The following is a 14,284-nucleotide window of genomic DNA, read 5'->3' on the forward strand; positions in this document are numbered from 1 at the left end:
GCCGTGGGCTTTGTTTTACGAATGTATTGGGCCGCGCTGGCGTGATCCGCCAGTCTCCCCACCTGAAAATCTCAAAACCGTCATCAGCGGTTCGCTGGCAAAACCCGGATTCGAAGTGGATAAAGATCCACGGGGCCGGGCGGGAAAATGACTCCACCAGTGAAATGCGTATCAGGTTTTTAGGAGCGCTGTAATGCCTGACATCTATCACTTCTTCCAACAGCTGGTTAATGGCATGACCATTGGCAGCACGTATGCCCTGATCGCCATCGGCTATACGATGGTCTACGGCATCATTGGAATGATCAACTTCGCCCACGGCGAGGTTTACATGATCGGCTCCTACGTGGCCTTCATCGCCATCGCCGGGCTGTCCATGATGGGACTCGACAGTGTTCCACTGTTGATGACCGCCGCTTTTCTCGCAACCATCGTCGTGACCAGTGCCTACGGTTACAGCATCGAACGCGTCGCCTACCGTCCCTTGCGCGGCAGCAACCGTCTGATCCCGCTGATTTCCGCCATCGGCATGTCGATCTTCCTGCAGAACACGGTTCTGCTGGCGCAAGACTCCAAGGACAAATCCATCCCCAACCTGATCCCCGGCAACTTCTCCATCGGGCCAGGTGGCGCACATGAAGTGCTGATTTCCTACATGCAAATCGTGGTGTTCGTGGTGACCCTGGTCGCCATGCTCGGCCTGACGCTGTTCATCTCCCGCTCTCGCCTGGGTCGCGCCTGCCGTGCCTGTGCCGAAGACATCAAGATGGCCAACCTGCTGGGCATCAACACCAACAACATCATCGCCCTGACCTTCGTCATCGGTGCTGCGCTGGCGGCCATCGCGGCCGTGCTGCTGAGCATGCAATACGGCGTGATCAACCCGAACGCCGGTTTCCTCGTCGGCCTCAAGGCCTTCACCGCCGCGGTACTGGGCGGCATCGGCAGCATCCCCGGCGCCATGCTCGGCGGGCTGGTGCTCGGTGTGGCGGAAGCCTTTGGTGCCGATATCTTCGGCGACCAGTACAAGGACGTCGTGGCGTTCGGCCTGCTGGTTCTGGTGCTGTTGTTCCGGCCAACCGGCCTGTTGGGTCGTCCGGAGGTTGAGAAAGTATGACTAGGAATCTTAAACAGGCGCTGTTCAGCGCCCTGCTGGTGTGGGCGGTGGCCTACCCGGTACTCGGTCTGAAGCTGACCATCGTCGGCATCAACCTCGAAGTGCATGGCACCAGTACCTCGACATTGATCACCATTGCCGTCTGCTCGGTACTGATGTTCCTGCGAGTGTTGTTCGACCAGCAGATCGGTGCGGCGTGGAAATCCTCACCGAACCTGCCCAAGATGCCGGCCAAGGCCAGCAGCTTCCTGACCCTGCCGACCACCCAGCGCTGGATCATCATTGCGCTGATCATCGGTGCACTGGTCTGGCCGTTCTTCGGCTCTCGCGGCGCGGTGGATATCGCCACGCTGGTGCTGATCTACGTGATGCTCGGCCTCGGCCTGAACATCGTGGTCGGCCTGGCAGGCCTGCTCGACCTCGGTTACGTCGGCTTCTATGCCGTCGGCGCCTACAGTTATGCGCTGCTGTCGCACTACTACGGCCTGAGCTTCTGGATCTGCCTGCCGATCGCCGGACTGATGGCGGCCACCTTCGGCTTCCTGCTCGGTTTCCCGGTACTGCGTCTGCGCGGTGACTATCTGGCGATCGTGACGCTGGGCTTCGGTGAAATCATCCGTCTGTTCCTGCGTAACCTCACCGAGATCACCGGCGGCCCGAACGGCATCAGCAACATTCCGAAGCCATCCCTCTTCGGGTTGACCTTCGACAAGACGGCCGCAGAGGGGATGCAGACCTTCCACGAGTATTTCGGCCTGACCTACAACCCGGTGAACAAGGTGATCTTCCTTTACCTGATCGCGGTGTTGTTGTCGCTGTTCGCGCTGTTCGTCATCAACCGCTTGCTGCGCATGCCCCTGGGTCGTGCCTGGGAAGCGTTGCGCGAGGACGAAATCGCTTGCCGCGCGCTGGGCCTGAATCCGACGATCATCAAGCTCTCGGCGTTTACCCTGGGTGCCTGCTTCGCCGGTTTCGCCGGCAGCTTCTTCGCTGCCCGTCAGGGTCTGGTGACGCCGGAGTCGTTCACCTTCATCGAGTCGGCGACCATTCTCGCCATCGTGGTGCTCGGCGGCATGGGCTCGCAGCTGGGCGTCGTACTGGCCGCGGTCGTGATGATCCTGTTGCCGGAAATGATGCGTGAGTTCAGTGAGTACCGCATGCTGATGTTCGGCGCCCTGATGGTGCTGATGATGATCTGGCGACCTCAAGGTCTGCTGCCCATGCAACGTCCTCACATGGAGCTGCGCAAATGAGCCGCGAGATCCTGAAAGTCGAAAATCTGAGCATGCGCTTCGGCGGCCTGCTGGCGGTCAACGGCGTGGCCCTGACCGTGAAGGAAAAAGAGGTGGTTGCACTGATCGGGCCGAACGGCGCGGGCAAGACCACCGTGTTCAACTGCCTGACCGGTTTCTACAAGCCGAGCGGCGGCAGCATCGTGCTCGACGGCGAGTCGATCGAAGGCCTGCCGGGCCACAAGATCGCCCTCAAAGGCGTAGTGCGTACCTTCCAGAACGTGCGGTTGTTCAAGGACATGACAGCGGTCGAGAACCTGTTGATCGCCCAGCATCGTCACTTGAACACCAACTTCCTGGCCGGTCTGTTCAAGACCCCGGCGTTTCGCAAAAGCGAGCGCGAGGCCATGGAATACGCCGAATACTGGCTGGACAAGGTCAACCTCAAGGAATTCGCCAACCGTCCGGCCGGCACCTTGGCCTACGGTCAGCAACGTCGTCTGGAAATCGCCCGCTGCATGATGACCCGTCCGCGGATCCTCATGCTCGACGAACCGGCCGCCGGCCTGAACCCGAAGGAAACCGAAGACCTCAAGGCGCTGATCAGCGTGCTGCGTGAAGAGCACAACGTGACCGTGCTGCTGATCGAACACGACATGAAACTGGTCATGAGCATTTCCGACCACATCGTCGTGATCAACCAGGGCACGCCTCTGGCCAACGGCACGCCGGAACAGATCCGCGACAATCCTGAAGTGATCAAAGCCTACCTGGGGGAAGCGTAAATGCTGCAGTTCGAAAACGTTTCCACCTTCTACGGCAAGATCCAGGCCCTGCACAGCGTCAACGTCGAAGTCCGCCAGGGCGAGATCGTGACCCTGATCGGCGCCAACGGTGCCGGCAAGTCCACCCTGCTGATGACGCTGTGCGGTTCGCCGCAGGCGCACAGCGGCAGCATCCGCTACATGGGTGAGGAACTGGTCGGCCAGGAATCGTCGCAGATCATGCGCAAGAGCATTGCCGTGGTGCCGGAAGGCCGTCGGGTGTTTGCCCGACTGACCGTCGAAGAGAACCTGTCCATGGGCGGATTCTTCACCGACAAGGGCGACTATCAGGAACAGATGGACAAGGTTCTCGGACTTTTCCCACGCCTGAAAGAACGCTTCAACCAGCGCGGCGGCACCATGTCCGGCGGTGAACAGCAAATGCTCGCCATCGGCCGTGCGCTGATGAGCAAGCCGAAACTGCTGCTGCTTGACGAGCCGTCGCTGGGCCTGGCACCGATCATCATCCAGCAGATCTTCGACATCATCGAACAGCTGCGCAAGGACGGTGTGACGGTGTTCCTGGTTGAGCAGAACGCCAACCAGGCGCTGAAAATCGCTGACCGTGCGTACGTTCTTGAGAACGGCCGGGTGGTGATGCAAGGCACCGGTGAAGCGCTGCTGACCGACCCGAAAGTGCGCGAGGCGTATCTCGGCGGTTGATCGATTGCGTTAAGCAAAAAACGGCCTTCGGGCCGTTTTTTTTGCGCTTTGAAAATTATTTTCGCGATCGCTGTAACGCATCGCCAGGTCGTTTCTCTAGTGGGGTAAGCAAGCGCACATCGCTTGTTCCAACCCAAGTTGAAACCGGAGAAACATCATGACTGCTACCACCCGCACCCTGTCCGCCACCGCCCTGGTTCTGGCCCTCGGTTCCGCCCTGAGCATGGCCGCCGTTTCGACCGTCCAGGCTGCCGACAACACCAACATGGAAAAATGCTTCGGCGTGGCCATGAAAGGTCATAACGATTGCGCCGCCGGCGCCGGCACCACCTGCGCAGGCACGGCGAAAATGGATTACCAGGCCAACTCCTGGAAGTTCGTTCCGAAAGGCACCTGCGCCACCACCGAAAGCAAAACCTCGCCGACCGGTTTCGGTCAGATGGAAGCCTTCAAGGCCAAGTCCTGATCCGGCGGCTGTCCGAGTGTCGACCATGATCACTTCCTGCGACCATGCCTCCACCCGCACTCGGGCAGCCCTCCCCGGGCTCCCGCCCCGTGCCGGGCTGGGGCTCAAGACCGGGCACTTTCGTGAAGTGCTCGGTTCTTTACCGGACATCGGTTTCTTCGAAGTCCACGCCGAAAACTACATGGTGGCCGGCGGCCCCTTCCATCACTTTCTGGGTTTGATCCGCGAGGCGTATCCGCTGTCGCTGCATGGCGTCGGCTTGTCCATCGGTGCCGAAGGCCCGCTGGATGTTCAACACCTCAAACGCCTGAGCGCGCTGATCGAGCGTTATCAACCCCAATCCTTTTCCGAACACCTGGCCTGGTCGAGCCACGGCCCGGTGTTTCTCAATGATCTATTGCCCCTGGCTTACGACACGCCGACGCTGAATCGCGTCTGCGATCACATCGACCAGGTGCAGAACACTCTCAAGCGCCCGATGCTGCTGGAAAACCCGGCGACGTATCTGGCATTCCAGCGCTCGACGATCGACGAAGCGGACTTCATCCGTGAAGTCATCCGGCGCAGCGGCTGTGGTTTGTTGCTGGACGTGAACAACGTCTATGTCTCGTGCATCAACCATCAGCGCGATCCCCTGGACTACCTCGACGCACTGCCATTGCACGCCGTCGGCGAGATTCATCTCGCGGGTTTTGCCGAAGATTCCGACAGCCTCGGTGATCGCTTGCTGATCGACGATCACGGCGCACCGATCGATCAGGCCGTCTGGTCGTTGTACCGGCAAGCGCTGGAACGCGTCGGCCCGGTGGCGACGTTGATCGAACGGGACAATCAAGTGCCGGCCTTCAACGTGCTGTTTGCCGAGGCGCAACAGGCCGATGAGCTTCTGCGTTGCGCAGGAGGTCGGCGATGAGTATCCAAGCCACTTTCAGCGCAGCACTCCTCGACATTAGCCAGCCCTGCCCCGACGGTTTGTGCAGCGCCAATGGGGCCGATCCAGCCAGTCGATTCGCGGTGTACCGCAACAACGTGCAGGGTTCGTTGAGCAATGCACTGGCCGACAGTTATCCCGTGGTAATGCAGTTGGTAGGAGAGGAATTCTTCCGCGCCATGGCCGGAGTTTTCATTCAAAACCATCCACCACACAGTCCGTTGATGAGCGACTACGGCAGTGATCTGGCGGACTTCATCAGCGGATTCGAACCGGCATCGAGCGTTCCTTACCTGGCAGATGTTGCACGGCTGGAGCGCCTGCGTACGCTGGCCTATCACGCCGCCGATGCATCGCCGTTGAGCCAGGAACAGATTGCTGCTGCATTCGCTGATCAAGAGGCTCTGAGCAATCTGCGAATCGGTCTGCATCCTTCGCTGCATGTGCTCGATTCAGCCTTTGCCGTGGTGGATATCTGGGCCGCGCACCAGCACGACAACACGCTGGCCGGTATCGATCTGAATCACGCCCAACAGGCGCTGGTCCTGCGCAACGGGCTGGAGGTCGAGGTGTTCGCCGTGGATCACGGCGCCAGCCAGTTCATTCGCCAACTCAAGGCCGGCCTCTCACTCACCCAGGCACTGGAATCCACAGAAGCCTTCGATCTCAGCCAGACCCTGGCCCTGTTGATCAGCCGTCATGCCATCACCCATTTACATCACAAGGTTTCGCCATGAACAGCCTCGTTGCCCGTGCCATTGCACTGCTGGAAAAAATCCCACACAGCCTGATCGCCTTCATCGCACGTTTTTCCATCGCGGCGGTGTTCTGGAAATCCGGGCAGACCAAGGTCGAGGGTCTGGCCATCGACCTGATCGACGGCACCTTCCAGATCGGCTGGCCGCACTTGGCCGACTCGACGATTCCGTTGTTCCAGAGCGAATACCACGTGCCGCTGGTGTCACCGGAAATTGCCGCTCACCTGGCCGCGTTCGCCGAACACTTTTTCCCGATCCTGATCCTCGTCGGCTTCGCCACTCGGTTTTCGGCGCTGGCATTGCTGGGCATGACGTTGGTCATCGAGTTGTTCGTGTACCCCGACGCCTACCCGACTCACGGCACCTGGGCCGCCGTTCTGCTGTACCTGATGACCACCGGGCCGGGCAAACTGTCGATCGATCATCTGATCGCCCGCCGTTACCGCTGAAGCCGGTCCAGCGCCTCGCCGCTGCGCTTGAACCAGCCGATCAGGTAGTCCGCCAGCACTTGGGTACGTTTCGGTAACCCGCCCTGATACGGATGCACCAGGTACATCGGCATGCGCCGGGTCTGAAAATCACGAAGGAGCCAGCGCAATCGGCCGTCAGCCAATTCCGCCTGCAACAGATAGGACGGCAAGCGTGCGATGCCGGCGCCGGCCAGTGCGGCTTTCTTCAACAGGTTGTAGTGATTGCTGGCGAACGGCCCCGATACCCGCACCCGCAACAATTCGTGCTGCTGGTGATACAGCCACTCTTCGCGACCGCTGTAATGACTGTTGAGCAGGCAACGGTGTTCGACCAGTGCCTGCGGCGTCAGCGGCTCGCCGAAACGCTCAAGATACGCCGGACTGGCACAGGTCATTTCCTGCCAGGCAAGCAAGGGCCTGGCTACCAGTCGCTCGTCGTTGGCGACTTCCGTGCGAATAGCCAGATCGAAGCCATCGCGGGAGAGATCGCGGTAGCTGTTGTTCAACTCCAGCTCGATCTGCACTTCCGGGTATTTCTGGGAAAACTCCAGCAACAGTCCATCAAAGAACGTTTCCCCCAGCGACACCGGCACCGTCATACGCACGGGACCGGCCATGTCGTCCTTCAATCGCGCCAATGCCTGACGCGCCCTTTCGACCTGGACTACAAGCGCCTGGGCCTGCGGTAACAGCGCCGCCCCCGCCGCTGTCAGGCTCAACCGACGCGTCGTGCGCTGCAACAACACCACGGAAAACCGCGTTTCCAGCTGACTGATGCGCTTTGACAACTGCCCCTTGCTGCACCCCAGTTGCTGCGCCGCCAAGGTAAAACTGCCCGCCTCGATCAACACCGCGAACGCCGCCAGATCATCCATCTCGCTCATGGATTGTTTCCATTTGAAAACCAAAGGTTGCCCATTAGCGCGCTTATCAGCAGAAAAAACCACTCTAGACTGAAACCTCGTTCAATCACTTGAGGCAAGCACGATGAAAATTCTGTTGATCGGCGCAGGCGGCACCATCGGTTCGGCCGTGGACAAAGAACTGTCGCAGCGTCACGAAGTCATTCGCATCGGCCGCAGCAGCGGCGATTTCCAGGTGGATATCAGCGACAGCGCATCGATCCGCAAGCTGTTCGAAAAGACCGGCAAGTTCGACGCGCTGGTGTGCGCCGCCGGCAACGTGACCTTCGCCCCGCTGGGTGAAATGAACGAAGACAGCTTCGCCCTCGGCCTGAAAGACAAACTGATGGGCCAGGTCAACCTGCTGCTGATCGGCCGCGAGTTCGCCAACGATGGCGCGTCGTTCACCTTTACCACCGGCGTACTGAGCCACGACCCGATCCGCAGCGGTGCTTCGGCTGCACTGGTCAACGGCGCGCTCGACAGCTTCGTCCGCGCCGCCGCCATCGAGCTGCCACGCGGCCTGCGCGTGAACTCGATCAGCCCGACCGTGCTGGTGGAAGCCATGGGCAGCTACGCCCCTTACTTCCGCGGCTATAAGCCAGTTCCTGCGGCGGATGTGGCATTGGCCTACGCCAAAAGTGTCGAAGGCTTGCAGACAGGTCAGACATTTCACGTGGGCTAAACCCTTGTGATGAGCGGTCAGCCTGCGTAACGTGGCGGCACTTGTCTGGAGAGCCAAAGATGCGTGTTGCCCGTTCCTTGATCGTTGTTGCCCTGCTCCCTCTGTTTGCCGCGTGCCAGTTGTTCGATGGCGCGCGGGAAAGCGCCTCCCACGTCGGCCAGACGCGGATGCAGGGGCAACTGACCGCTGCCGACGGCAAACTGGTGTTCCAGGCTTGCGGCGAGCAGCGCCAATACGTGGTCAACGACATCGGCGGTACCAGCGTCCTGCAAGAGGCCGCCACGCTGGCCGATCAACAGGGCAAGCTGTTCGCCGACGTGCGCGGGAAGATCGCCGGTGACCGCCTCGACCTGACCCAGTTGTATCGCGTCGAACGTTCCGGCACTGCCTGCGATGATCCGAACTTCAAGCAACTGATCCTGCGCGCTGCCGGCCATGGCCCGGAATGGAACGTCAAGGTCAGCGGCAAAGGCATGGTCATCGACCGCGAAGGCCAGCCACCGCTCGCCGTGCCTTACGTCGAAGAGCAACTGGGCGACGGTCGTTTCAACCTCAGCAGCGAAGCCAACAACCAGCGCATCGAGTTGTGGGTGGCGCCGCAGCGTTGCGTCGACAGCAACACCGGCAGCGTGCAGCACATGAGTGCCGAGCTGCGGATCGACGGCAAGGTGCAGCGTGGTTGCGGGTATTTCGGCGGTTCGCGCAACGACTGATCGTTTTACCCTCACGGGATCCGGCCGTTGCGGCTTATAATCGCCGCCTTCAAACGCCCTGGCGCAGTTGTGCGCCCCGCGAACCGGATCCTGTCATGTTACGAATCACTGAACTCAAGCTGCCGATCGACCATCCCGACGAAGACCTGCGCGCTGCCATCGTGCAACGCCTGGGCATCGCCAGCGATGACCTGCTCGATTTCACCTTGTTCAAGCGCAGCTACGATGCGCGCAAAAAGTCCTCCGAACTGTGCTTCATCTACACCATCGACCTCGAAGTGCGCGACGAGGCGAAAGTGCTGAGCAAGTTCGCCGATGACCGCAACGTCAACGTGGCGCCGGATGTCAGCTACAAATTCGTCGGCCAGGCGCCGAGCGACCTGAGCCAGCGTCCGATCGTGGTCGGTTTCGGCCCGTGCGGAATCTTCGCCGGCCTGCTGCTGGCGCAGATGGGCTTCAAGCCGATCATCCTCGAACGCGGCACCGAAGTGCGCCAGCGCACCAAGGACACCTGGGGCCTGTGGCGCAAAAGTGTGCTCAACCCCGAGTCCAACGTGCAGTTCGGCGAAGGCGGCGCGGGCACGTTCTCCGACGGCAAGCTGTACAGCCAGATCAAGGATCCGAAATTCCTCGGCCGCAAAGTCTTGCACGAGTTCGTCAAGGCCGGCGCCCCGGAAGAGATTCTTTACGTCAGCAAGCCGCACATCGGTACGTTCCGTCTGACCGGCATGGTCGAGACCATGCGTGAAGAGATCCGCGCCCTGGGCGGCGAAGTGCGCTTCCAGGAGCGCGTCACCGACGTGCTGATCGAAGACGGCCAACTGGTCGGCGTCGAGCTGGCCAGCGGCGAAACCCTGCATTCGAAACACGTGGTCCTGGCCCTCGGCCACAGTGCCCGCGACACCTTCCGCATGCTCCACAGCCGTGGCGTGTTCATGGAAGCCAAGCCGTTCTCGGTGGGTTTCCGTATCGAGCACCCGCAATCGCTGATCGACCGTGCGCGACTGGGCAAGTACGCCGGTCACCCCAAGTTGGGAGCCGCCGACTACAAACTGGTGCACCACGCCAAGAACGGCCGTTCGGTCTACAGCTTCTGCATGTGCCCGGGCGGCACCGTGGTCGCGGCGACTTCCGAGCCGAATCGCGTGGTCACCAACGGCATGAGCCAGTACTCGCGTAACGAGCGCAACGCCAACTCCGGCATCGTCGTCGGCATCACCCCGGAAGTCGATTATCCGGGCGGTCCGCTGGCCGGGATCGAGTTGCAGGAGCGTCTGGAGTCCCACGCCTTCATCCTCGGCGGCAGCGACTACAAGGCGCCGGCGCAACTGGTCGGCGACTTCATCAACGACATTCCTTCGACCGAACTGGGCGAAGTCGAACCGTCGTACAAACCGGGGGTAGCGCTGGGCGATCTGGCCCTGGCGTTGCCGGATTTCGCCATCGAAGCGATTCGTGAAGCACTGCCGGCGTTCGAGAAGCAGATTCGCGGTTATTCGTTGCACGATGCGGTACTGACCGGGATCGAGACGCGCACCTCGTCGCCGCTGCGCATCACTCGTGATGAGACGCTGCAGAGCATGAACGTCAAAGGTCTGTTCCCGGCCGGTGAAGGCGCGGGTTATGCGGGCGGGATTCTGTCGGCGGGTGTTGACGGGATTCGTATCGCGGAAGCTGTCGCACGCGACATCCTCGGCCTGAAAGACTGATCTGCAATACCTGAAACAATGCAAAAACCTGTGGGAGCGAATTCGCTCCCACAGTCGTATTCGGCGTCAGATATTGGCGCGCAGAACCGAGGCCGGCAGCGCTTCACCCTTCTCGGCACTCGCCGCAACAGCGGCCATCAATCCATCCAGCTCATAGCCCTGCGCCTTGAGCCACGCCTGATCGTAATACGTGTCCGCGTAGCGCTCGCCGCCGTCGCACAAAATCGCCACGATCGACCCCGACTCCCCCGCCGCTTTCATCTGCTGCGCCGCCATCAGCGCGCCGATCAGATTGGTGCCGCTCGACCCGCCCACATGCCGGCCCAGACGCTGCGCCAGGTAATGCATGGCCGCCAGCGACAAGGCATCCGGCACCTTGACCATCGCATCGATCACCTTGGGCAGGAACGACGCTTCCACCCGTGGCCGGCCGATGCCTTCGATCCGCGAACCGTGATCCAGACGCAAGCTGGCATCGCCGGTCTGGTAAAAGTCGAAGAACACCGAACGCTCGGCATCGGCACACAGCACGCGGGTGCAATGTTGGCGATAGCGCACGTAACGGCCAAGGGTTGCGGTGGTGCCGCCGGTGCCGGGGCTGGAAATCAGCCAGGCCGGGCACGGGTGCTGCTCGTAGCGCATCTGCTGGAAGATCGATTCGGCGATGTTGTTGTTCGCCCGCCAGTCGGTGGCGCGTTCAGCGTAGGTGAACTGGTCGATGAAGTGCCCATCGTGTTCGCGGGCCAGACGTTCGGATTCGGCGTAGATCTGGGTCGGATCGTCCACCAGGTGACTCTTGCCGCCATAGAACGCGATCTGGGCGATCTTCTCCTTGGACGTGGTCGCCGGCATCACCGCAATGAACGGCAGCCCCAGCATCCGCGCGAAGTACGCTTCGGAAATCGCCGTCGAACCACTGGACGCCTCGATCACCGGCGCGCCTGGCTTGAGCCAGCCGTTACACAAGGCGTAGAGAAACAGCGAACGGGCCAGACGGTGCTTGAGGCTGCCGGTGGGGTGGCTGGACTCGTCCTTGAAGTACAACTCGATGCCCGGGAACCCCGGCAGCGGCAAGGGGATCAGGTGCGTGTCGGCGCTGCGCTGGAAGTCAGCTTCGATGATCCGGATGGCTTCGCGGGCCCACTGTCGGTTGTCGCTCATGGCTGTTGATCTCGTTGAATCGGGCAGAAGTGCCTTCACAGGCTCAGCCCCCAAGCTTAGGAAAAAACCTACGGCACCGACAGATACAGCTGAGCTTCAATCCCTTGGGCAACTGCTAGGCTCTGCTGCACGTGGACTGGGCGCTCTGTAACCACATATAACAAAAAAGAATATAACTTTTGTTTTAACAACTAACGGTACGGGTTAGGGTGTCCCACCTTTTGACTTTATCGATGGAGAGCGACCTTGCCTCTGCGTAGCACTTTCACGCGTTTCTTTCAGTTGGAAGCTGCCAGCGGTCTGTTACTGATCGCCGCGGCCATCCTGGCTTTAATCATCAACAACTCGCCGCTGTCGTGGTTGTACAACGGCCTGCTCGATACCCCCGTGGTGGCGCAGATCGGCGCGTTGAAAATCGCCAAGCCCTTGCTGCTGTGGATCAACGACGGCCTGATGGCGCTGTTCTTCCTGCTGATCGGCCTGGAAGTGAAGCGCGAAGTCCTCGACGGTCAGCTGTCGAAACCGTCGCAGATCGTCCTGCCCGGCGCAGCCGCGATTGGCGGCATGCTGGTGCCGGCGCTGATCTACTGGTTCCTCAACCGCGACAACCCGGCCGCCCTCGACGGCTGGGCGATTCCGACCGCCACCGACATCGCCTTCGCCCTCGGCGTGCTGGCCTTGCTCGGCAAGCGAGTGCCGGTGTCGCTGAAGCTGTTCCTGATGACCCTGGCGATCATCGATGACCTGGGCGCCATCGTGATCATCGCGATCTTCTATTCCGGCGAACTCTCGACCCTGTCGCTGGGTCTGGCGGCGGCGTGCATCGCGGCTCTGGTGGCGATGAACCGACTCGGGGTAGTCAAGCTCGGGCCGTACATGATCATTGGTCTGATCCTGTGGGTCTGCGTCCTCAAGAGCGGTGTCCATGCGACGCTGGCCGGCGTGACCCTCGCGTTCTGCATCCCGCTGCGCACCAAAAACGCCGAGCCTTCGCCGCTGCTGACCCTGGAACACGCGCTGCACCCGTGGGTCGCCTACGGCATTCTGCCGCTGTTCGCCTTCGCCAACGCCGGTCTGTCGCTGACCGGTGTGACCGCCGAAAGCTTCACGCACCATGTACCGATGGGCATCGCCGTCGGCCTGCTGCTGGGCAAGACCGTTGGCGTGTTCGGCCTGACCTGGCTTTCGGTCAAGACCGGCATCGCCGCCCTGCCTCAGGGCGCCAATTGGGGCCAGGTGCTTGGCGTGGCGATCCTCTGCGGGATCGGCTTCACCATGAGTCTGTTTGTCGGCTCGCTGGCGTTCGTGCCGGGTGCCAGTGAATACGCCGGGATGGACCGGATGGGCATTCTCACCGGCTCAGTGTTCGCTGCATTGATCGGTTATGCGGTGACATTGGCCGCGAGCAGAAAAGGATCCATGCAAGGCAGTTAAGTCGCACATTACGGCCCTCTCTCTGGAGGGGCCAAGACTCAATGAAAGATCCACACACATGATTGGGCTCCAGAAACATGGTAAATCTCCCGTTGGTGCTGCTCGCAGCGCTTAACCTGAGCCTTTCAAGTGTGCTATATCTTCTGTTGACAGCAGCGTCACCTCAGAACGTTTTTTCGGAGCCTTCCATGTCACGCAAAGCAGAAAAGCGCCCAATGACGGACAGTCAGATTGCCGTGCAGGAGTCTTATATTCCGGACATTGCCCTGAAAGCGTTCAACAACGCCTACAAAATGGCGCTTGCCAATGGGGCTGCTGTGCTTGTCGCCAAAGATGGTCAGCTGTTTGAAGTGACAGAAAAATCTTCGGTTGCACTGCGCTCGATCGGCACATATGGAAACCTGAAAAGCGGGACTCGCCTGCAAATCAGCAAACTGTCTAAACAGGTCGTTTCTTGAGCACACCGAGGGTACGTATATTCGCCGGACCAAATGGCTCAGGAAAAAGCACCTTTAATCGGCTGGTTCCTGCCCATCTATTGGGAAATTACATAAACCCAGATGATATAGAGCGTGCAATCAAAGACACTGGTTATTTTGATTTCACCACCTATCGCATCGAATCTCACAAAAATGACATTTTCGATTTTTTCCGCAACCACGCCCTGCTAAAAAAAGCTCCAGAGTCATTGGCAAAATTGGATTCGATTACGATTGAAGGTGACAGGCTCAGCTTCTCGGATACTCAGATCGACTCCTATGTAGCCTCCGCTCTTTCCGACTTCATACGGCGCTCTCTGATCAAAGAGAAAATCAGTTTTACGTTCGAAACCGTCATGTCCTCATCAGATAAAGTCGACTTGCTCTACGAAGCCCAGAGATCCGGCTATAGGGTTTACGTCTATTACGTTGCAACAGCCGACCCGGAAATCAATGTTGCCAGGGTTGCCTATCGCGTATCACAGGGTGGGCACAACGTTCCTCCTGAAAAGATACGAAAGCGTTATTGGAGGTCTCTGGCGCTTCTATCGGACGCAATCCTCACCTCGAACAGAGCCTATATCTTTGATAACTCCGACGAAGGTAGCGAAGGGCTGACACAAGTAGCAGAGATCACAGACGGAGAGCTGATTGAAATCAAGTCAGACGTTCAGCCACCTTGGTTTAAAGAGTTTGTACTGGATAAACTGATCTAGATTACAAGTCCTCTCGACTTCTCT

At 59.9% G+C, this 14,284-nt stretch carries 16 protein-coding genes; 14 read left to right on the forward strand and 2 right to left on the reverse strand.

The window, feature by feature from the left end:
- Nucleotides 1–193 precede the first annotated feature (193 nt).
- The 8 genes from livH (at nucleotide 194) to AC07N4_RS08375 (ending at nucleotide 6,440) form a co-directional block, all read left to right on the forward strand.
- Complete coding sequence (gene livH / locus AC07N4_RS08340; protein WP_085729918.1) at nucleotides 194–1,117, forward strand: high-affinity branched-chain amino acid ABC transporter permease LivH; 924 nt, start codon at nucleotides 194–196, stop codon at nucleotides 1,115–1,117.
- A complete protein-coding gene (locus AC07N4_RS08345) occupies nucleotides 1,114–2,370 on the forward strand; it encodes a high-affinity branched-chain amino acid ABC transporter permease LivM (protein WP_493065396.1) in 1,257 nt (418 codons plus the stop codon). Before livH ends, AC07N4_RS08345 begins: the two co-directional genes overlap by 4 nt.
- Nucleotides 2,367–3,134, forward strand: coding sequence for a high-affinity branched-chain amino acid ABC transporter ATP-binding protein LivG (gene livG, locus AC07N4_RS08350; RefSeq protein WP_096819506.1), 768 nt, complete (start codon nucleotides 2,367–2,369; stop codon nucleotides 3,132–3,134). Before AC07N4_RS08345 ends, livG begins: the two co-directional genes overlap by 4 nt.
- Nucleotides 3,135–3,836: an ABC transporter ATP-binding protein gene (locus AC07N4_RS08355; protein ID WP_096819507.1), complete on the forward strand. Its 702-nt coding sequence runs from the start codon at nucleotides 3,135–3,137 to the stop codon at nucleotides 3,834–3,836.
- Between the two features lie 157 nt (nucleotides 3,837–3,993).
- Entirely contained in the window at nucleotides 3,994–4,302 is a 309-nt protein-coding gene (locus AC07N4_RS08360; protein ID WP_096819509.1) for a BufA1 family periplasmic bufferin-type metallophore, read from the forward strand.
- A 25-nt stretch (nucleotides 4,303–4,327) separates the two neighbouring features.
- A complete protein-coding gene (gene bufB, locus AC07N4_RS08365; protein WP_493065395.1) occupies nucleotides 4,328–5,215 on the forward strand; it encodes an MNIO family bufferin maturase in 888 nt (295 codons plus the stop codon).
- Complete coding sequence (locus AC07N4_RS08370; RefSeq protein ID WP_493065394.1) at nucleotides 5,212–5,970, forward strand: HvfC/BufC N-terminal domain-containing protein; 759 nt, start codon at nucleotides 5,212–5,214, stop codon at nucleotides 5,968–5,970. The genes bufB and AC07N4_RS08370 overlap by 4 nt, the downstream gene beginning before the upstream one ends.
- Entirely contained in the window at nucleotides 5,967–6,440 is a 474-nt protein-coding gene (locus AC07N4_RS08375) for a DoxX family protein (protein ID WP_102621489.1), read from the forward strand. The genes AC07N4_RS08370 and AC07N4_RS08375 overlap by 4 nt, the downstream gene beginning before the upstream one ends.
- Here the strand turns inward: AC07N4_RS08375 and AC07N4_RS08380 are convergent.
- Nucleotides 6,431–7,345, reverse strand: a complete 915-nt coding sequence (locus tag AC07N4_RS08380; RefSeq protein ID WP_102621490.1) for a LysR family transcriptional regulator — start codon at nucleotides 7,343–7,345, stop codon at nucleotides 6,431–6,433. The two genes, AC07N4_RS08375 and AC07N4_RS08380, sit on opposite strands and share 10 nt — an antisense overlap.
- A 103-nt stretch (nucleotides 7,346–7,448) precedes the next feature.
- Between AC07N4_RS08380 and AC07N4_RS08385 the strand changes: the two genes are divergently transcribed.
- The 3 genes from AC07N4_RS08385 to AC07N4_RS08395 all read left to right on the forward strand — a co-directional run bounded on the left by AC07N4_RS08385 (nucleotide 7,449) and on the right by AC07N4_RS08395 (nucleotide 10,470).
- Nucleotides 7,449–8,048, forward strand: a complete 600-nt coding sequence (locus AC07N4_RS08385; protein ID WP_102621491.1) for a short chain dehydrogenase — start codon at nucleotides 7,449–7,451, stop codon at nucleotides 8,046–8,048.
- A 59-nt stretch (nucleotides 8,049–8,107) separates the two neighbouring features.
- Nucleotides 8,108–8,761 (forward strand): COG3650 family protein, encoded by a 654-nt coding sequence (locus AC07N4_RS08390; protein ID WP_102621492.1) that lies wholly within the window; start codon nucleotides 8,108–8,110, stop codon nucleotides 8,759–8,761.
- Between the two features lie 95 nt (nucleotides 8,762–8,856).
- On the forward strand, nucleotides 8,857–10,470 hold the full coding sequence (locus AC07N4_RS08395) for an NAD(P)/FAD-dependent oxidoreductase (protein ID WP_493065393.1): 1,614 nt from the start codon (nucleotides 8,857–8,859) through the stop codon (nucleotides 10,468–10,470).
- 66 nt (nucleotides 10,471–10,536) lie between these two features.
- Here the strand turns inward: AC07N4_RS08395 and AC07N4_RS08400 are convergent, their stop codons facing one another.
- Nucleotides 10,537–11,631, reverse strand: coding sequence for a PLP-dependent cysteine synthase family protein (locus tag AC07N4_RS08400; protein ID WP_096819518.1), 1,095 nt, complete (start codon nucleotides 11,629–11,631; stop codon nucleotides 10,537–10,539).
- A 246-nt stretch (nucleotides 11,632–11,877) separates the two neighbouring features.
- Between AC07N4_RS08400 and nhaA the strand changes: the two genes are divergently transcribed.
- The 3 genes from nhaA (at nucleotide 11,878) to AC07N4_RS08415 (ending at nucleotide 14,260) form a co-directional block, all read left to right on the forward strand.
- Nucleotides 11,878–13,065, forward strand: coding sequence for a Na+/H+ antiporter NhaA (nhaA, locus tag AC07N4_RS08405; RefSeq protein WP_102621494.1), 1,188 nt, complete (start codon nucleotides 11,878–11,880; stop codon nucleotides 13,063–13,065).
- 188 nt (nucleotides 13,066–13,253) lie between these two features.
- A complete protein-coding gene (locus tag AC07N4_RS08410; protein ID WP_102621495.1) occupies nucleotides 13,254–13,523 on the forward strand; it encodes a hypothetical protein in 270 nt (89 codons plus the stop codon).
- Entirely contained in the window at nucleotides 13,520–14,260 is a 741-nt protein-coding gene (locus AC07N4_RS08415; protein ID WP_102621496.1) for an ATPase, read from the forward strand. The genes AC07N4_RS08410 and AC07N4_RS08415 overlap by 4 nt, the downstream gene beginning before the upstream one ends.
- Nucleotides 14,261–14,284 lie beyond the last annotated feature (24 nt).

The organism is Pseudomonas sp. GW821-FHT09E04 (assembly GCF_059416185.1).